The sequence below is a fragment of the Rufibacter immobilis genome (assembly GCF_003721565.1).
In the GTDB taxonomy this organism is placed as follows: Bacteria; Bacteroidota; Bacteroidia; order Cytophagales; family Hymenobacteraceae; genus Nibribacter; species Nibribacter immobilis.
In genome coordinates, this window is record NZ_RJJE01000009.1 from 19,909 (window position 1) to 39,960 (window position 20,052).

A 20,052-nucleotide genomic window follows, 5' to 3' on the forward strand; every position below is an offset into this window, starting at 1 on the left:
GGAATTAGGAATGGGGAATTCATTTTTGCGTTTAGGGGCTTTTTTTCCAAAAACGGCCCCTAAACGCAAAGAAGCTCTACGTCTAGCAAAAAACTAATTCCTAATTCCTAATTAAAAAAGGATGGAGACTTGCATGCGGCCGGTATGGATGGTCCGGATGCCTTGGGGTTTACGGCCGTCATAGTCTACCGTAATGTTAAGGCCGTTGCTGAGGCGCTGTTGCAGGGCCAGGTTCCAGGTGAGGTTATTGCCGGGCCTGAACCCGTTGAGCATCTCAAACGCCACCGGCGAGTTGTCTAAACCTGTGTACTTGATTTTAATGTACTTCACTACACCGGTTATCGTACGCTTGCCCACTTGGCTCAGGCGTGTCTCGGTGCCCAGTTCATGGAATTTGGCGTGCTCCTGGTCGCCCAGCTCGTTGTCTTTGTCCATCCATTGGTAGGTACCAGTGAACCGGATGGTAGGGTTAGGCTGATACGAGAGCTCCGGGGTAGCCTCCCAAGACCTGATGAGGAAGTTCTTGGTGGAAAGGTAGTTGGAAGCACTTTCACGCTTAGCGCGTGTCACGTTCAGGCGGCTGGAGAAAACCTCCGTTAGGTTCACGCGCACCAGCACCTGCTGGATCGTGTTGTTGCGCACATCGGTCCCGTTGGTGAGCAGCGTTTTCTGCAAACCCTGCTGAAAAGTCCACTCCACCCCGTACTTGGGGTTGCTCCGGTTAAAGTAGAGCGTGTTTCTATAGGAGCGCGTGAGCGAAAGCAGGGTGGAATCTTCAAAATTGAGGCTGAAAGGATTGAACCGGCTGCGTAGATCATCATCTGTGATGCGTTTGTCAACGGTAACGTAAGACAGGGCCGAGAATTTAGCCGCAATCCGTTTCCAGCGGGCTTCTGAGTTCTGCCAGGCCCGCGGCAGACTGCTGTTGAGGCGGTAAGTGAACGTGTTGGTGTAGGCAAGCACGTACTCATCTGTGGGAATGAAGAGCTTAATGAAATTGCGGCGGTAAGGCGGGTCTATGGGCTGCGATTCAAAAAACTCGTTCAGGTCCTGCCGACCATCGCGGTTGAGGTCCTCAAAAAAGTGCGTTCCCTGCCCCGGAATAGTTTCCACAAACTGGTATTCCCGCTTCAGTTCCCGGCCGGTGCCAATAGCGTACGACAATTCAGAACGAAGATGCCGGTCCAGGAAATCGCCGGTCCAGTCAATTTTGGAGAGAATGGTGGTTTCTCGCAGACTATCCCGGGCCTGGATGTTTCTTAGCGTAATGAGCGCCGTGAGCTGGTGGTTGTTTTTGATGACGGTGCTGGTGCTCACGTTGAAAGTATTGGCAGTCTGTTTGTTGCCCAACTCCCCGTTCTCCGGTCTGTAATCTACGCGGCGGCTGTACTCCGCCCGGTATTTAAACGTGGTGGCGGTGTCGCGACTCTGGATGTAAAACAGGTGGTCATCAAAATAATTGGCGGAGCCTACCAACGCTTCATTGAGCTTGGAGGTGATGCGGTTTTTATCAAAGCGGTACACGTAGCCGGGCGTGAAGAAGCGGGTAGGATACTGCACATTGATTTCGCCGCGTACCCATTCAGAAATACTTTCGGGCTGCTCATTGTTGAGGAGAAACAGGTTGGCGCGCAGCTCCAGACCTTTGATCTTCTGGCCCAACTCCAGTAAATGCTGGGTTCCGTCTACCTCGGTGGGACGGTACCGCCTACTGATGCGGTAATTGATGAACCGCTGGGCATCGCGCACCCCTCCTACCGCAAACGTAAAAATATGGTCCTCAATCCTGGGCTGCCGGGCTTGGGTGGTGTTGGTGGGATTGCTCCAGTCACGGTCAAACTCCACATCGCGGTAGCGGTCTATGGGCACGAAGTTAGGGTCTGTGTACTCATAGGTCATGGCGCTGCGCAGTTTGTAAGCACCCAAAAACTTAACATTCCGGTCATTCAGCTGATAGCCAATTTTGATGGCCTTGCCCTGGTCATCTCCTGAATCAATGTTAGAGTACCGGTTAAGGTCATTCTTAGAACCGGCCACCTCCAGGAATACATTGGTTTTGTCGTCCAGATTCCAGCTGCCGCCCAAGGTGATCATCTGCTTCTGCACGGGTGTGGGCAAAATTCGCACGGGCTCATAGCGGCCCTGCGGCACGCCATTCACCGGTTCCACCCACTGGAAAACCCGTCCGTTCACGGTGGTGTTCTGCAACACGTAGTTTCCGCCGTTGGCCATTTCCGTAAAACTCACCGCATAATACGCCCTGGTAGAATCTGTGGAATATTCAAAGATCTGGTAGGTTCCGCTGGCGGCTACGGTATCTTTCCGGAGATAAAGGACCTGGTTTCTATCAAACCGGACGGAGTCTCCCCCCGGAGCTACCGCCAAATCCTGCCGATCACCGATCTGGGAGAGCAGGCGTTTTTCCTCCGTGCTTAGGTTAAGGGTGAGCGGGTTGTTGGGGTTGTCCGCCTCATTGTAGTAGTTGCCGTACACGTTGAACTTGCCCATTTTCTGGTAATGGCTGGCGTGCACCACGCTGCGGGTATAGTTAAGGTCTGAGTACTCAAAGTCTACCCGTATGCGGGAGTTGCGGGTAATGATCCATTTGGGTGTGAACGTGATTTCGGCTTGGTTGTAGTCAATGACATAGTCATAGTCAAACCCGCGTTGCAGCAGCTTGCCGTCTAAATACACGCGCTCAGAATTGGCCAGCACAATAATGAACCGCTCCCCGTTGGGGCCGCGCAAACGGTAAGGCCCCTGCACACTTTCAATGGGCGTGATGTTCTCAGAGGCAAATTTCCCCTTGGCCACCGAAGCCGCCACCGAGGTAGAACTTTCCCAGCCCGGTTTGCCGCGGTTCACCTCCAGGGCTCCCCCCTGCACGTTTTTGTAGAACCGCAGAAAGTAGGAAGCGGGCCGGTTCCGCAAGATCACATCGCCGCCGGTCAAAGTCCATAGCCGGTGCTGCAACGTAATGAACACGCGGTCAAACTCCTGCAACTGCTGGGTATTTCCCTCGGGCTGAAACGGAATATTTTGGTCGGTGATGGAAGCCGTGATGCTGATTTCATCGGTCAGCTTTCCTTCCAGCTGTAGGTTCAAAGCCGAGTTCACAAACACGTTCTGGGTATTCCCAATGGACACGCCCCTGGAAATACTACCTGTTTTATTGAGGCCGGGAGTTTTAAAAAGCTCTTCCTTGGTGGCCGCTTGGTTGAACACGTAAGGCCGCTCAAAAGAAGTGGAGTCCCAGGTACGGATGTCGCGTTTGAACGCCGGAGCGGCCACGTTGAGCGGCAACACCCGGTAACACACCAGCACCGAATCTGGTTTTGGCTCAATTCTGGAAAAACGGGCGCTAAACGCACCGGCGCTGTCTCTGGCAATACTGTCTGGCCGCATGGCTGGAGCAGGTTCAGGAAACAAAGTGCCCACAAATTGAAACTGGTTGGTGGCGGGGTCATAGTGGAAACCCAGGGGTGTGCGCAGTTGTCGGCGGTCCAGAATCTCAATGGAATGCTCCGCCACGGTAAGGGAGTCCAGTTGGAACGTGCCCGGCTGTAGCCTCACCCATTTGCACCGGCGGTTAGATAGCTCCTGGCCCTGCACCTGCCCAGCCCACAGCAGGGAGAGAAAGAAAACCACGATAATGCCCCAGCGGCTCATGGCTGCACCACCGGCAATTTCAGGAAAAAGGTAGTGCCTTCATTTTCCTGGGTTTCAAACCAAATGGATCCGCCAATGGCTTCCACCCCCTTCTTCACCACGGCCAACCCAATACCGGAACCGGAGTACTTGGTACTGAAATTGGGGATGAAGATTTTGGGCTGCACCTCTTCCGGAATGCCGGTTCCGTTGTCTTTTACCGCCACCAGCACCCACTGCGCGCTCACCAACTCCTGGGTAACCTGAATGTGGGGCGTTCTGGAAGAAGGAATGGCCTGTAGGGCGTTCAGCAGCAAATTGTTGAAGATCCGGATCAGTTGGTTCTCATCGGCGCGCACATACACAGAACCTTCCGTCAGCTGCACGTTCACTTGCTCCTGCTGTTGCGGGTTCAGGTGCAGGTCGGTGGCTTTATGAATCAAGGTATTCAACTCCAGCACTTCCAGCTTAAGATCAGGCATGGCCGTGAAACTGGAGAACGACGTGGCAATATCACTTAGTACGTCAATCTGGGTGATCATGGTATTGGAGATCTTCTCTATCAGCTCCTGCAAATTCCCGCGGCCTTCCTGCATGGCTTTGCGCAGGTACTGCAACGAAAGCTTCATGGGCGTAAGCGGGTTCTTGATCTCATGGGCCACCTGCCGGGCCATTTCTTTCCAGGCGGCTTCTTTCTCCTTGAGCGCCAGATCCTGCTTGCTTTCCTCCAATTTCTGTAGCATCTGATTGTACTCATGCACCAGGAGCCCAATTTCATCGCGGGATTTGTACACCAGTTTCTCGTTGGTGCCGGTTAAGGACATGCGTTTCAGGCGCTCCGTGAGCAACTGCAACGGTACGGTAAGTGCCCTGGTAGCCATGTAGCTCATGAGCACGAACAGCAGGAACAGCACCGTGAAGATGTTGAGGATAGTGGTAATGAGCTGAATGAGCTTGTTGTTGAGTTCTTTCTCAGAATCAAAGAAAGGAATGGCCAGATACCCGTTGGGCTCCTGCGCCGGGCTGGCCCGCAACGGAAGATAGATGGTGCTATAGGGCAAGGTGCCGGCTTTTTCCTCCAACAGCACCCGGTTGAGCCCCTGTTCTTTCAGGAGACCATACGCCTCCGGATTCAGTCTTGTAGACAATACCCCCGCCTCAAACAAAGTAGGCTGGCTGGAAATGCGGAGCTCTCCATTGGCACTGTAGATGTTCAGTTCTGCCTGCGCCACCATGGCCAGCCTGTTAATGCGCCGCGACAAGGAATCTGCCCTACCCTTGAAAAGTTCATCGCCCCAGTTACTGGTAAGAATGCTCTGCCGTACAAAATCGCCTTGGTCTGTATAGCCCCTGATCAAGTCTTGCCGGTACGAATTGGTCACCAGACTCCCTATGGTAAGACTGACCAACACCAAGGGCACCAAAACACCCAGGTTCAGGAACAACTGAATTTTGGTGCTGAATGTGGACGTGATGGCCCGTATCAACTTCCCTTTAGACAGCATGACCAGCACCAGCAGCGAGAAAAGCACTACGGTGTGCAGTAAAAACAGAAATGAGAAGTTGGAAAGCCAAGAGTTTGCCCCATAGGCCCGGGTACTCACCAAGGCAATGGTTCCGTTGGCCGAACGGGCTCCTAAATGATGATAATTGGCCAAGGACAGGCCCTGGGTATACAGCAGCGGTGCCTCAAACAATTGAGGGGAAAAGAGTTGGCTGTACTCAAAGTAGCCTTCAGTTTTGAGCCAGCGGTTTTCGCGCCAGAGGGCGTAGCTGCTGGCAGGAATGGTGTTAGCTTGGGAAGCCTTCCTTTCTACCAATAATTCTGGCAACACGCTGTTAGGAGCCGTTATTTTAGGACTTACCTCCAGCACTACCGTTACCCACTGCAGAAAATCTACCGGTACTTTGATTTCCTGCAGATAGGTGAACTTGCTGGGATCTGTCTCTGTGTGCACCAGCAACTGCCCTTTCTGGTTAGTGGATTTTGCCTTGGGAGCCCAGGCCTGAGCATAAATTTCTAGATTAGGAAGGCTGTCCTGTCTTTGAAAGCTTACTCCATTTACATCAAACAAGCGTACGGTCACGGCATAATTCTCCGTGATGTTCCGCAAATGGTGCCGACGTATTTTCTGTTTCACCAGATTCAGATTCACCCAAGGCGAGCTCAATTCATGCTGTACCAGAGGATCTTGGCTGATGCCTTCGGCGGCCTGGGCCAAGAGATATTCAGTTAAATCATCACGGTCTTTCAGCAGTTGGGCGGCTACGCGTTGCTTATCGGCGCGTAGCTGAACCGAATACAGATCATACAAGGCCGCTGCTCCCAAACTGGCGCTTACTATGTTGAGCAGAAAAATACTAGAGTAGACTCCGGCCCTGTAGCCAAGCCTGCGATGAATCTGCTCCCACCCTATCAAAGTGGCGCTGGCAAACAGCACTATCCAGTTGCCGCTGGGAGCATCTCGCCAGAAAGCCCAGCCTAACGCTACCACCAGCACTATAATCCAGGCGTAGGCAAAGGGCACCTTCCCATTGGCAGTTAACGGCAGGCAATTCAGCAGCAACCGTAAAATCCAACTGAGGGCAAGGGTGTGCAGTACCACTACCAGATACAGCAGCAGTTTGGGCAAGCCGAATTGGATGCTCTGCGTGATGTCCAGGTTGGGCTGGGAATTCACCACCAGGCTGCGGTACATCTCATACCAGCCAATGATAAGCACGGTAATAAAAGCGCCAATCACGACACAAGCCCAATGCTGTTTTTGGGGCGTTTTGAAAAAAAGGTGCTCTAAACGGAAAGACCTAGCCAGGCGGTACACCTGCAAAGCCATCAGCATAAAGCAGATTTCGTTCAACAGCAAATCGCCTAACGACGGCGACCACCACGCGGCAGCGTATACCCTTGGGCTGAATAATTCCAATTCCTGTATGGCGTTGGGGAACTGCGTGAGCAACATGATAAGCCGAAGCAGCGGCAACCCCAGCAACACGGTCCATAAAGCAGCTACGCGGTGCCCGGTGCCTTGCAGTCTTCTGTAGAAAGTAAACAGGAACAGCCCCGCCGCCACTACCGCCAGGAGATAAAGCGCCATGGTCAGGACTCCGGCGTTAAGCCACTGGCCCGTATCCTGCACCCACATAGAAAAGAGATAGACGCCCCGCGGACCATGAATTGGAATGGCTTTGGCGCTGCGCTCCAATTGGATAGAGGCTGTCCGGTCTTCAAAGATCTCAGCTGAAAGCCCGCTCCGCAGGTAGACATTACTGATCCCGTACCGTATTTCCAGCGGAATGACGGCCAGCAAGGTATAGACTGGGTTGGGCTGGTACCTGAGCACCAGAAACCGGCCAAACCGATTCTCAACCACCTGCTGGTTTTTCTGGATAACTCTGGGATCTATTTCCGGCCGAAGCGAATGGTCTGACCAGAAGACAAGCTGATTTTGCTTGTAAAGAAAGAGAGGGAAGCTTGTTTTGGGCAGATTCCTGGAAAACAGCCCCGATTCGGGCTCCAAGCCTTCGCTAACACTTAGCAGTTCCTGTTCGGCCTGCAATATCTTCTCCTGCAGGCGCTGTTGCACCTCCTGGGCTATCTGCTTCTCAGGGGCTTCCAGTAAGTCTTTGTGTACACTTACCTGCAAAAACAAGCCCAGCCCTCCAAAGAAGAGCGCCAGTAACAGGAATAGGAAAGGAAAGGTGTACCTGAACTTCAAATCTGCTTTTTCCCGAATTTAGCCATAATACGGGCAAATTGCCCATAGGTGCCCTAAAAAGTAAAAGATTTGACACTGCGGCCTAGTTTAGGCTTATTTTTGAAAAAACGGGCGCTAAACGTAATACATGTATTCCCGTCAAATCAATTGACTTTAACAGAATCTGCTTCTGCATTGAAGTCTTACTTCCTGTTAAACGTAGGGTCAAAGGAGACGCTCCCAAAGAGATAAAGCATTAATACCCGGGCATACCTGAAAAGGGCAGGTGTACACAAGACAATGGTAGCAGCCACCGTTGTAAGGTACACCCAGGTGGGCGGATCATTGGCCAGAAAATAAAGCGAAATGCCTACTAGAAAGACAATCACCACAGACAAACCGTAGCTCATGTACATAGCCCCCCAGTAGAAACCAAGCTCAAGCTCATACCTGAAGCCGCAAACCGGACATTTCTCTGGCATCTGGTCAAACTTACGCAGATTGAACGCAGAATGGGTAAACATTGGTCCTTGATGACAACGCGGACACTTTAAAGCAAGTCCGGCTTTCACATGCTCCCAGGCACCCACTATTTGCGCTTGCTGTATTTATACCAGAAGAAGCCCACGCAACCGGCAATCACGTACGGGATAGCCATTAGGTATAAAATTCCTTTGTTTAAGCCATTGGCTATACTGTCTCCATCCTGGTTGCTAGAGGATTCAACAGAAGCAGTACACATGGCGCACTGCGCCTGCGCAGATGGGCTCTGTAGCGTTAAACAAAACACTAAGAACAAACCGCTTACCCAAAAAGAAATTTTGCTTTTCATATCACTTACCCTCTTTTATCTCTTCTTTGAACATTTACTCAGGGGCAAAGTTTCAAGAGTAGTACGGTGAAATCATTAAATATACCACTACACCAGTTACCGCCACATACAACCAAAGCGGAAACGTCCATCTGGAGATTCTGCGGTGGCGTACGTATTGCTCAGAAATGGCAAAGTACACAGACAACAGTACTAACGGAACGATAGCTGCCGCCAGAATGATATGTGTGATTAGGATAAAGTAGTACAGTGTCTTGATTGCCCCCTCTCCACCAAAGGCAGTGGGCGCCGCCTGGTAGTGGTAGGTAACATAAGAAATCAAGAAGAAGGACGATAAAACAAACGCCGTTACCATGGCAAAACGATGCAATCTACGGTTCTGCCGTTTTATCTGATAATAGCCAATCACTAACGCTATAGCGGTTAACGAATTAAGCACCGCATGCAGCTTGGGCAAAAAAGAAACATCTAAATCGCCTAATTTTCCTGTCTGTGGCATAAATAAAAGAAGTGCCACTACCAGCGGCACAACCACAGAAAGAATGGCGATCAGGATTAGATAACGGGTATCGTTTGGGTTACTCAGTTTATTACTTTCCATTTGGGATGGTAGACTCAGAGAGAAGAACATTAATCTCGGTAATCATACGGTCAACATCAGCGGCATCTGTACCGTCATAGATACCCCTTACCTGTTTTAGTTGATCTACCAATATCAAACGGCCGCTGTTTAATGGCGCCGAGGCATTAGGTAGAGCACTTTCTTTTGAAGACAGCAGATAATCTTGCTCAGCAATCTGTAGAATCTGAGCCGAAGAACCGGTTAGAAAAAACCATTTAGCAGGATTGGCGCGTGTACCTTTCGCGTATTGTTTCAGAAAAGAAACATTGTCAGCATCTGAAGAAGCAAGAAAAGATAGAATATACACGTCTGGCTGCAGCCTGAACGCGTCCTGTACTCTTCCTAGTTGAATGTTTACCTGTTTGCAGGTATTCTGGCAGGAAGAGTCAGAGAAACTGGCAATGTAGATTTTGCCTTGCAGATCCTTCTGGGAGAAGGAAGGGTTCTTCAGGGAGGTTAACTGAAAGTCGGGGACTTTATGATAAACAGTATCATAACGCCATTGACCGTCTACCATGGTAGAATCTACAGTAGCCGGAAAATAAGTTCGGAGTGAAAATTTATTCACTCCGAACATTTTTAAGAATAAAAACACTAGTACGGGTACTAACAAGAGAGTACCCAGTACCAGAGCTTTTTTTGGATTCATTAGTTAAAGTAATTGAATACAGACTCTCCGTAGAAAGTACCTTCTACCAGCAAGGCTACCAGTAACCAAACCAATAATACAGTAGGAACCAATACAGCCCAGATAAGGCCTTTGGTCTCATGCTTCAAGTGCATGAATTCACCTACAATGTAGAACGCTTTAACCAACGTCAATCCAATGAAGATCGCGTTCCGCAGAGTGCCCGCGTCCATCATGAATGCGAACGCAAATTCAACAGCGGTAAGGGCGCAGAGGATAAAGAATGTTTTCCAGATTACTTTAGTCTGTGCTTTAGGGATGTTCCCTGTTTGCTCAAACTCGTCAGCATGATGTGAATGCGATGCCATATCTATACAGTTTTATCAATTCAACAATTACACCAGATAGAAGAAGGTAAACACAAATACCCACACCAAGTCTACAAAGTGCCAGTACAAACCTACTTTTTCTACCATCTCATAGTGTCCTCTTCTGTGGTAAACTCCATTTACGGTGTTAATGAAGATCATGATCAGCAAAACCACACCACTGAGTACGTGGGTACCGTGGAAACCGGTAATGAAGAAGAACAGGTCAGCAAACAAAGGCGGCCCGTACTGGTTCACGATCAGGTTAGCTCCATGGATAACACTTCCGTCGGCCAATTTCATGCCTTCATCCGTCCCAGCGATAAAGTGAGTCCACTCCCATGCCTGGCAACCCAAGAACATTCCCCCGAAAAGGATGGTCCACAACAACCACTTCTGAACATCATTTTTATCCATTCTATGTCCAGCTTCTACCGCCAAAACCATGGTAACTGATGAAAGGATGAGAATCATAGTCATCAAGGCCACAAACGCGAGCGGCCAGTCTACACCATGGAAGAAAGGGAAAGCATTGAACACTTTCTCAGGAATGGGCCACCATTCAGTAGAGAAAGTAAACGCTTCTGGAGTACCTTCATAAGCTTGATGACGATGACGAGCCAGACCATACGTTGTCAGGAAAGCACCAAAGGTGAAGGCATCTGACAAAAGGAAAAACCACATCATCAGTTTGCCATAACTCGCCTTGAATGGCTCGTTTCCTCCATCCCAAGTGCCAGTATTAGGCTGCTCAAAGGTTGTTGTTTGCGACATATGTGTTAGAGAATTATTAATGGTTCAAAACTAGAAATACGTATAAGTAAATCCAAAGGGCGCCCAGGAAGTGCCAGTAAATGGTGCACAGCTCAATGCGGTTCAGGTTTCTGGAATGTACTTTATACTTAAGCGCCGAAATTACTACAATAATTAGAAAAACTAACCCCGTAACCAGGTGAAATGCGTGTACACCGGTTAAGACGTACAGAAATGAGCCAGATGGATTAGCGGTGCTCCCCCCAAAGAAAACGTTATTTTTCACCAACTCTACCCAACCTTGCCATTGCCCAATTAAGAAAGCCACACCAGCCACAATGGTTAAGGCTAAAGCAAGTTTCAGGTTCTTGAGGTTATCTTTTTTGGCAGAAACATAGGCCCACTGCATAAATATACTGCTCAGCACCAACACAAGCGTGTTGATAATCAAGATGGAAGGGAGATCAAACTCAAGCCAGTTCCCTTCTTCCCGCCGTACTATGTAAGCACTGGTAAAGGCAGCAAACATCATGATGATGCTCACAATCAAAAGCCAGAGCATAAACTTTAACGGATTTACCCGCCGTTGCTCAATTTGAATTTCAGTATTCATTGTATAGTTACTCCTTTAAAGCTTATCTACCACAAAAGCTATCTGCACAATTGGCAAGTACAGAAAAGAGCCAAACATAATGTTCATGGCGGCTCTCTTAGAGCAAGTAAGCATGAGATAGAACGTCTGCATTAAAAATAAAACCCCACATACCACTGCAATAAAAGCAGAGGTTTTCCCAGCCATCCCAAATTGCAAAGGCAAAAGCCCCAACGGAATCAGCAGTAACGTATAGATCATTATCTGAATAGCTGTCTTCAGATTTTTACCTCCCGCCATAGGTAGCATCTTGAACCCAGCTTTCTTGTAGTCATCATCCAATACCCAGGCAATGGCCCAAAAGTGAGGGAACTGCCAAATAAATTGAATCCCGAAAAGAATCCATCCTTCCACTCCCAGATATCCGGTTCCGGCAACCCAGCCAATCAAAGGCGGTAAGGCCCCTGGAATAGCTCCTACAAACACACATATAGGCGACAACCTCTTTAAAGGAGTATAAAAGAACCCATACAGGAGCAGAGACAGAAATGACAAAGCCGCAGCTAGCCAGTTAAAGTAGAAGCCTAGTAAGCTTACACCAGCAATACAAAGAACAATGGAATAAACAGCAGCTTCCTTAACAGAAATAACTCCGGTAGGTAACGGACGTTTAGCGGTTCGTTTCATCATCTTATCGAGGTCCTTTTCAAGAATCTGATTGATGATATTGGCGGAACCTGTTACCAACAAACCGCCCAGAATAACCAAAGTGGTATTGAGCCAGTCTGCATCAGGACGACCTAGTAAATAACCAATCGCACTAGAGAAAGCTACCGTGGCCGAAAGCCTGAATTTTAAAAGTTGAAAATACGCGGATGCTTTACTCATGGCCGATGATGTCTGGGCACTTGATGTTACGTCTTGTACGTACATAAACGTGATTATGCCACCAATTCGGGTGAAGGATAAGTAGGTTTCTGTGTGTAAATATAACGAATGAGCAGCAAGAACTGCAGCCCGAACATAAGTGTCCCGAGTAACAAATGAAGTGGTTGCGCAAAAGCTGGCAAGGCAAAATAAGCTAAGATCATACCTAGTACTATCTCAGCAAACATCACCAATAGAATAGCCACAACCACTTTAATTAAGTATGAATTGCCTAGTCTTCTGATTACAAAGTATAACCCAATGTGCAACAGCACCAACAGAATAGAGAAAGAGCGATGTACCAAAAAGGAAGATCCTAACTGTTCAATCCAAGTTTCTCTTCCTGTATTGTTTAAAGAGGAGGCAACTAGGTCTACTTGTTCTCTCACTTGCGTACCAAGTATCACCTGCACAAAAGTGAAAACAAGAACAGTAACAAGCAGAACTTTTACTTTAGCAGATGGCTGTGATTGATCTTGGTAGAAAAGTCCCCTTTGCACCCTAACAACAATGTAAATCAGGAGGGCCAATAACACCAAGGCCAAAGCCATATGCAGGGTCACCATCTCAGGAAGTAAATTGGTTGAAACAACCAAAGAACCCAACCATCCTTGGAAAGCGACCACAATAAAAGAAGCAACCGCTCCCCAGAAAACTTTTGGATCTGACTTGAAGAAAGGAAATGAGTAAATAACTGTTAAGAAGATCAAAAACCCGATCACTACTCCTACCAATCTATTCACATATTCAATCCAGGTCTTTGTCACATTGAATTCCGTTTCTATGTACTGAGACGGATGAGCAAAAATCTCCTGAGCGACTTTCGTAAAGCCAATACTTTGAAGAACTTTCCCAACTCGCTCATTCTTCTGAATACGTTTCTCTTTGTAAACTTCCAGATAGTTTATTGGCAACTCCTCTAAACTAGTGGGGGGGACCCACGAACCAAAGCACTTAGGCCAGTCTGGACAACCCATTCCGGAACCAGTACTACGGACGATCCCCCCTACTAAGATTAAAATGTATACAGAAGCAATGGTAAGTACTCCTATACTCCTAAACCTTTTACTACTAAAAGATTTATCTCTCATTCTTTATTCAAAATCTCTTTCATGAGGCAGGTTGGAAGACTGCGTCTGAGAGAATGGTACGTTTTGCGGAATAAAATCTTGTGGAGCACCTGGCTTGCTATAGTCATACGGCCATCTGTAAACCACAGGAAGCGGACCTGGCCAGTTTCCGTGACCTGGATTCACTGGAGTAGTCCACTCCAATGTGTTAGACTTCCAAGGGTTCTCAGTAGCTCTTCTACCTCTGAAAATGCTATAGATGAAGTTGAACAGGAAGAAGAATTGAGCAAAAAATGCAACAATAGCCGCTACAGTGATGAAGGTATTCATGTCCATGAATTTGTTGAAAGTGTCAAATCCAGTCCATGTATAGTATCTCCTAGGGAAACCTGCTATACCAATATAGTGCATTGGCATAAAGATCAGGTAAACACCCGCAAAGGTAATCCAGAAGTGCAGGTAGCCTAACTTATCATCCATCATGCGCCCGAACATCTTTGGGAACCAGTGGTAAACTCCAGCGAACATTCCAAAGAAAGCTGCACTACCCATTACTAAGTGGAAGTGAGCCACTACGAAATAAGTATCATGTAATTGGATATCTAGAGCCGAGTTACCTAAGATGATACCCGTTACCCCTCCAGAGATAAATAATGACACGAAAGCAATGGAGAAAAGCATGGCTGGAGTAAAGTTGATATTACCTCTCCAGATGGTTGCAATCCAGTTGAATACTTTAACCGCCGAAGGAACCGCGATAATCAACGTTAGGAACATGAACACTGATCCTAAGAAAGGATTCATCCCAGACACGAACATGTGGTGCGCCCATACAATGAAAGAAAGCAGAGAGATGCCCAACATTGAACCAATCATCGCACGATAACCGAAGATAGGCTTACGCGAATTGGTAGCAATAATTTCAGATACAATACCAAAAGTAGGTAGGATCACAATATATACTTCTGGGTGACCCAGGAACCAGAACAAGTGCTGGAATAAAACTGGGCTACCACCGGTATGGGATAAAGCCTCTCCAGCTACATAGATGTCTGAAAGGAAGAAGCTGGTACCGAAAGAGCGGTCAAAGATCAACAACAAAGCGGCTGACAATAAAACCGGGAAAGCCAAAAGACCAAGAATAGCCGTCAGGAAGAATGCCCAGATAGTCAAAGGAAGCTTAGCCATGGATAAGCCACGTGTACGCATGTTGATCACAGTAGAAATATAGTTCACACCACCCAGCAACTGGGAAACAATGAACAACGCCATACTAATCAACCACATAGTCATACCCGTACCAGAACCAGCAATTGCTTGCGGAAGGGCACTTAGCGGAGGATAAATGGTCCATCCCCCTGCCGCAGGACCTGTCTCCAGAAAGATGGAGTAGAACATAATCACACTGGCTAAGAAGAAGAACCAGAAAGACAACATGTTCATAAAGCCAGAGGCCATATCACGGGCACCAATCTGCAGCGGAATCAAGAAGTTACTGAAAGTACCACTCAAACCGGCTGTAAGCACGAAGAATACCATGATGGTTCCGTGCATGGTTACTAACGCCAAGTAAAACTCTGGATTTAGTTTTCCTCCATCTACCCATTTCCCTAAAAGAGGCTCAAGGAAGGTAAAAGTAGCTTCAGGGAAACCTAATTGAAGTCTGAAAAGGCTGGAAAATGTTCCTCCAATGATTGCCCAGAACATACCCGCGAACAGGAACTGTTTCGCGATAACTTTATGGTCTTGGCTAAAGATGTACTTCTCTATGAAACTTTGATCATGATGGTCGTCATGATGATCATCGTGCCCTACATGCACATCTTTATGTAATGAAATATCTGTGCTAGACATACAATACTGTTAAAAGATTATAACTATTGTTTTGAGGCAAGGGCAACAGCACCTGCGGCATCAGCTGTATTTTGGGCAACAGCAGCAGTGCTGTCAGCAGGAGCTCCTTGTTGTAACTGAGAAGCAAATGTTTTCTGCTGTTGTGTAGCCACCCACTTTTGATAGTCTTCTGGCTCATCTACAATCATGGTCATCTTCATGGCAAAGTGACCACGGCCGCAAACCTCTGTACAAGCCAATTCATATTGGAAATTTGGGTTTCCTGTTTCAGTCTGCATCTCAGCAGTTGTCTTAGTAGGAATAAACCAGAAAGTTGTTGGCATACCAGGTACCGCGTCCATTTTCACTCTAAAGTGAGGGAGGAACACACTGTGAATTACGTCTCTTGATCTGATCTTCAGCATGACAGGCTGTCCCTTTGGAACGTGGAATGCGCTTGGCTCACCTGCGAAATCATCCTGAGCATTTTTATCATTCAGATCAATACCAAACTCATTAGTAGCATCAATCAAGGTAGTTTTAACGAGACCCAACTTATTATCGGCACCTGGGTAGCGAATCAACCAGTTAAACTGTTTTCCCATTACCTCTACCACAACAGCATTATCTGGGGCCGGACTGGTAATTTTTGCCCAAGTTTTCCAACCTGAGAATACCAGCAATGCCATTACTACTGCCGGGATAACTGTCCAAATAATTTCAATTTTATTGTTATGTGGATAGTAGTAAGCTCTTTTACCGTCTTGGTGCTGGTACTTGTAAGAGTACACAAACAACAAGATGTGGGTAAGAACAAATACAAAACCAATGACGGCCATGGTTAGCCAGAACATGCTATCTATAGCAATACCATGTTCTGATGCAATTGGCAGGATCATTTCATCCTTCGAAGAAACAAAAGACCAGATGAAGAGGCCTCCCATTACTAAGAAGAAGACAATTAATAGAGCGGCATTTACTTTATTACTCTTACCAACGTCACGTCTGTAACTTCCAGTGAAGATAGAAGCCAGTACCTGAATCTTGAAGAGAAGATACAGGATGACCAGTAAAAGGATGATTGATAGTGCTACAGCAATCGTTATCATTATCCGTGTTTTTAATTATTAGTCTTAAACGTGATGGTGAATACTTTCTTCCAGGAATGGGTGATTCACAGGAACCAAAGAAGCCTTGCTTAATTCTTTTGTGAATACTAACAAGAAAGTTCCTAGGAAGGTTAAAGCTGTACCAATTTCAATCAAGCCAAAACCACTCTCTCCTCTCATAGTACCTGGCATGATCATCATATAGAAGTCAAACCAGTGACCGATCAGGATTGCGATACACACAATCTTCAACATAAGCATTTGTCTCTTCGCATCTCTTGTCATAAGTACAAGGAAAGGGAAAGCGAAGTTGATAATTAAGTTAAAGAAGAAGATCCAGGTATAATGGTTATTGTTACCACCTAAACGTTCCATAAAGTAGATAGCCTCTTCAGGAATGTTAGCATACCAGTAAAGCATAAACTGAGAGAACCAGATATAGGTCCAGAAAATGCTAAATCCAAACAGGAATTTACCTAAATCATGTAAGTGATTAGAGTTCACCATTTTCATGTAACCCATCTGCTTTAGGAATACAATTGTTAAAGTAGTGGCAGCTAAACCAGATACCCACCAGCTAGCAAATACATACCAACCAAACATTGTACTAAACCAGTGTGTGTCAATTGACAGAACCCAGTCCCAAGCAGACATAGAGGAAGTAACCCCAAATACAACCAAGAAAGTAGCCCCTAATCTGATGCTTTTGTTATAGTGGTTTAAACCACCATTCAAATCTTCAGCAAGTGACTCTCTTCTCAACCATTTAAAGAACAGGAACCATAACACAAAGTACGCTACCATTCTAATGGTATAAAAAGTGATGTTCAGGTAGCCAGATTTACCAGCTATAATTGGGTCATAATTAGGATTACCCACCTCATGTAGAGAGTGATCAGTCCAGTGCAATAATGTATTGTGACCAGTAAAAATGATTGGTAACAAAAACACCAACAGCATGATGATACCACCAATAGGTAGATAGCTACCTAAGGCTTCTGGTACTCTCTTGATCAATACAGACCATCCGGCATAGGCCACATACTGGATTGCAACGAACAAGATACCAACTACAGCAATACCAGTTAAATAAACGTTGTTTAACCACAGGTTAGCCAATAAGCGCTGACCCCATCCGGCAGCATGATGACCTGCCTCAGCAGCACCGTGTGCTCCTTCACCATGACCACCACCGGAATTTGCAGCAATAAGAAGTCCCGCAACCAAAAGTACCAACCCGATACCAATCATGAAGAAGAACCGTTTAGTGGCTCTTTGTGGGATACTTAGTCTTTCTTCAGTTATCATTTCAAATTTACCTTTTAGGTTAGTTGCGCGTATCCTTGGTAGGATCGGCAGTGGTACCTGTTACTGGATTAGTATTTTCGGTTGTACTGGCTCCCTGTGGGGCATCTGTAGAGGTTGAACCTGTATCAGCGGTTTCAGCACCACTGGCATCAGTAATTCCTTTTTGCAGTTGCTGCACATACATGGAGATCTTCCAGCGTTCCTGCGGATTCACCTGCGTTCCGTGAGGCATCATACGACCACGTCCATTTACAATAACGTGATAAATGTGACCTACAGGGAGTGTCGCATAGCGTCCTTGCGTATAGTTTGGCACCCCCTTAAATTTAGCGCCTACCAAACCATCTCCCTGGCCAGTCTCTCCATGGCAAGGAGAGCAAAAGCGTAAGTAAAGTACCTTGCCCTCTTCCAGGTTCTGAGTAGTCCTTGCTACAGGATTCACCAACTCACGGCCTGCAATTTCGGCACTGTCTTTAGAGATATGGGTATAGAACCCTAATTTACCTCTGGCAATGGTGTGCTCGGCAGGAACACGCATGTTCAAACCACCTGGGTTGATTGCGTTTTTATTATCGGCCAGTTGCTTGAGCGGCTCATAAGATACCGGATAATACATGTCTGGCGCATATTCTGATCCTGGATCTTGGTCATCCTTTCCACATGACGCAAGAAGAACGGAAGAGAAAAGAATCAAGGAGGCTTTTGCCCCTGTTCTGAAGAAATTGTTCATTATTTAACTACCTCCTTCTCGTTTACTTCAATTGCCCCGTTTGAGCGGAGAAGATCATTCAGTTTAGAAATATCAGTACCTTCTTTCAATTCAATGGCCATGATATATTTATCATCTGTTGAGCGTACATCCATGACAGGTACTTTCAATGTTGGGCGTAAGCCACTGATGATAAAGAACGTGATAACCATACCAAAGGCTGCAAATAACACCGTTAACTCAAACGTTACCGGAATAAAGCTTGGCAACGACACGTGAGGCTTACCACCAATGATCATAGGCCAATCAAAGCCTAACATGTAGATTTGCATCCAAAGAGCAAACGAAGTACCACATAAGCCACAGAAGAAAGCTACAATAGGCAACCGCGAACGTTGGATTCCCAACACATCGTCAATTCCGTGGATAGGGTACGGAGAGAAGACATCATAGATCTTTGTTCCTGCCGCACGAGTTTTCTCAATTGCGCTCAGCAGGACATCCTCATCTTCAAATACACCGAGTATATATTTTTTACTAGTCATGCTTGTGAGATTTAGGAGCTGTACCGTGCATAGATGCGTCTGGATTGTGAGTATGATTCACGCCGGAAGACGACTTCAAAATTGATTTCACTTCTGCCATGTTCACCACTGGGAAGAACTTAGCGAACAGTAGGAATAGGGTGAAGAACAAGCCCATGGTTCCTACATATACTCCAATGTCAATGCTAGTTGGAGAGAACATAACCCAGCTAGATGGAAGGAAGTCACGGTGCAGAGAAGTTACAATGATCACGAAGCGCTCAAACCACATCCCAATGTTTACGAAGATGGAGATGATGAAAGTAGCAGTTAAGCTACGGCGGATGGAACGGAACCAGAATAGCTGAGGAGTGATTACGTTACATGTCATCATGGACCAGTATGCCCACCAGTAAGGACCCGTAGCACGGTTGATGAAGGCATACTGCTCGTATTCTACTCCTGAATACCAAGCAATGAAGAACTCAGTGATATACGCTACCCCTACAATAGAACCAGTTAAGGTAATTACCTTGTTCATGGATTCTACGTGCTCAAGAGTGATATAATCCTCAAGACCAAAGGTTTTACGCGTGATAATCATCAAGGTCAATACCATCGCAAAACCTGAGAAGATCGCACCTGCCACGAAGTATGGAGGGAAGATGGTGGTGTGCCATCCTGGGATAACTGAGGTTGCAAAGTCCATGGATACGATAGTGTGTACCGAAAGTACCAGTGGAGTTGCTAAACCGGCAAGAATCAGGGAAACAGTTTCATAACGTGACCAGTGTTTGGCAGAACCTGTCCAGTTCATGCTCAATAAAGCGTAAGCTCTACGTGCAATTGGACCAGTAGCTCTATCACGAATGGTAGCGAAGTCTGGGATAAGCCCAATGTACCAGAAAACAAGCGATACAGAGAAATAAGTTGAAATCGCGAATACGTCCCAAAGCAGTGGGGAGTTAAAGTTCACCCACAGCGATCCGAAAGTGTTAGGGAGAGGCAATACCCAGTAAGCCAACCACGGACGTCCCATGTGAAGTACAGGGAACATAGCCGCACAGATTACCGCAAAAATGGTCATCGCCTCAGCCGCACGGTTGATGGAGGTTCTCCATTTCTGACGGAATAACAACAAGATCGCAGAGATAAGTGTACCGGCGTGACCGATACCTACCCACCACACGAAGTTGGTAATATCCCATGCCCAACCTACGGTTTTGTTAAGCCCCCACTCCCCTATACCGAACCATAGGGTTCGGTATACAGAGTAGATAAAGATACCGAGAAAAACCAGAGAAACTCCCAGGGCCATCATCCAGCGGACGTTCGGCTTGGCTTCCACCTGCCGGCATACATCCTCCGTGATGTCTGCATAAGTTTTACCCCCGGTTACTAGGGGCTCTCTTATAGGAGATACGTGCTGCATAT

General features: G+C 47.0%; 16 protein-coding genes. All 16 read right to left on the reverse strand.

What is annotated here, in order from left to right; translation table 11 throughout:
- Positions 1 to 111: 111 nt before the first annotated feature.
- A complete protein-coding gene (locus EFA69_RS07385) occupies positions 112 to 3,669 on the reverse strand; it encodes a hypothetical protein (RefSeq protein ID WP_123132466.1) in 3,558 nt (1,185 codons plus the stop codon).
- Positions 3,666 to 7,364, reverse strand: a complete 3,699-nt coding sequence (locus tag EFA69_RS07390; protein WP_123132467.1) for a sensor histidine kinase — start codon at positions 7,362 to 7,364, stop codon at positions 3,666 to 3,668. Before EFA69_RS07390 ends, EFA69_RS07385 begins: the two co-directional genes overlap by 4 nt.
- Before the next feature lie 182 nt (positions 7,365 to 7,546).
- Positions 7,547 to 7,867, reverse strand: a complete 321-nt coding sequence (locus tag EFA69_RS07395; protein ID WP_245964517.1) for a DUF983 domain-containing protein — start codon at positions 7,865 to 7,867, stop codon at positions 7,547 to 7,549.
- 360 nt (positions 7,868 to 8,227) lie between these two features.
- Entirely contained in the window at positions 8,228 to 8,776 is a 549-nt protein-coding gene (locus tag EFA69_RS07405) for a DUF420 domain-containing protein (RefSeq protein WP_123132469.1), read from the reverse strand.
- Positions 8,766 to 9,365, reverse strand: a complete 600-nt coding sequence (locus tag EFA69_RS07410; protein WP_183906721.1) for an SCO family protein — start codon at positions 9,363 to 9,365, stop codon at positions 8,766 to 8,768. Before EFA69_RS07410 ends, EFA69_RS07405 begins: the two co-directional genes overlap by 11 nt.
- Before the next feature lie 80 nt (positions 9,366 to 9,445).
- The gene (locus tag EFA69_RS07415) at positions 9,446 to 9,793 is read right to left on the reverse strand and encodes a cytochrome C oxidase subunit IV family protein (RefSeq protein ID WP_123132471.1); all 348 of its coding nucleotides are present in this window, start codon (positions 9,791 to 9,793) and stop codon (positions 9,446 to 9,448) included.
- 27 nt (positions 9,794 to 9,820) lie between these two features.
- A complete protein-coding gene (locus EFA69_RS07420; RefSeq protein ID WP_123132472.1) occupies positions 9,821 to 10,567 on the reverse strand; it encodes a cytochrome c oxidase subunit 3 in 747 nt (248 codons plus the stop codon).
- Positions 10,568 to 10,583: 16 nt separating this feature from the next.
- Positions 10,584 to 11,159 carry a cytochrome c oxidase subunit 3 gene (locus tag EFA69_RS07425; RefSeq protein WP_123132473.1) on the reverse strand — a complete coding sequence of 192 codons (576 nt, stop codon included), beginning with the start codon at positions 11,157 to 11,159 and terminating at the stop codon, positions 10,584 to 10,586.
- 15 nt (positions 11,160 to 11,174) lie between these two features.
- Complete coding sequence (gene cyoE / locus EFA69_RS07430) at positions 11,175 to 12,026, reverse strand: heme o synthase (protein ID WP_123132474.1); 852 nt, start codon at positions 12,024 to 12,026, stop codon at positions 11,175 to 11,177.
- Positions 12,027 to 12,079: 53 nt separating this feature from the next.
- Positions 12,080 to 13,156 carry a COX15/CtaA family protein gene (locus EFA69_RS07435; protein ID WP_123132475.1) on the reverse strand — a complete coding sequence of 359 codons (1,077 nt, stop codon included), beginning with the start codon at positions 13,154 to 13,156 and terminating at the stop codon, positions 12,080 to 12,082.
- A gap of 3 nt (positions 13,157 to 13,159) precedes the next feature.
- Positions 13,160 to 14,989 carry a cytochrome c oxidase subunit I gene (locus tag EFA69_RS07440; protein ID WP_123132476.1) on the reverse strand — a complete coding sequence of 610 codons (1,830 nt, stop codon included), beginning with the start codon at positions 14,987 to 14,989 and terminating at the stop codon, positions 13,160 to 13,162.
- A gap of 23 nt (positions 14,990 to 15,012) precedes the next feature.
- Complete coding sequence (locus tag EFA69_RS07445; protein ID WP_123132477.1) at positions 15,013 to 16,077, reverse strand: cytochrome c oxidase subunit II; 1,065 nt, start codon at positions 16,075 to 16,077, stop codon at positions 15,013 to 15,015.
- A 24-nt stretch (positions 16,078 to 16,101) separates the two neighbouring features.
- Positions 16,102 to 17,385 (reverse strand): quinol:cytochrome C oxidoreductase, encoded by a 1,284-nt coding sequence (locus EFA69_RS07450; protein ID WP_245964518.1) that lies wholly within the window; start codon positions 17,383 to 17,385, stop codon positions 16,102 to 16,104.
- 19 nt (positions 17,386 to 17,404) lie between these two features.
- Positions 17,405 to 18,115, reverse strand: a complete 711-nt coding sequence (locus EFA69_RS07455) for a c-type cytochrome (protein WP_123132478.1) — start codon at positions 18,113 to 18,115, stop codon at positions 17,405 to 17,407.
- Positions 18,115 to 18,639 carry a DUF3341 domain-containing protein gene (locus EFA69_RS07460; RefSeq protein WP_123132479.1) on the reverse strand — a complete coding sequence of 175 codons (525 nt, stop codon included), beginning with the start codon at positions 18,637 to 18,639 and terminating at the stop codon, positions 18,115 to 18,117. The genes EFA69_RS07455 and EFA69_RS07460 overlap by 1 nt, the downstream gene beginning before the upstream one ends.
- Positions 18,632 to 20,050 (reverse strand): NrfD/PsrC family molybdoenzyme membrane anchor subunit, encoded by a 1,419-nt coding sequence (gene nrfD / locus EFA69_RS07465; RefSeq protein ID WP_123132480.1) that lies wholly within the window; start codon positions 20,048 to 20,050, stop codon positions 18,632 to 18,634. Before nrfD ends, EFA69_RS07460 begins: the two co-directional genes overlap by 8 nt.
- Positions 20,051 to 20,052: the final 2 nt, after the last annotated feature.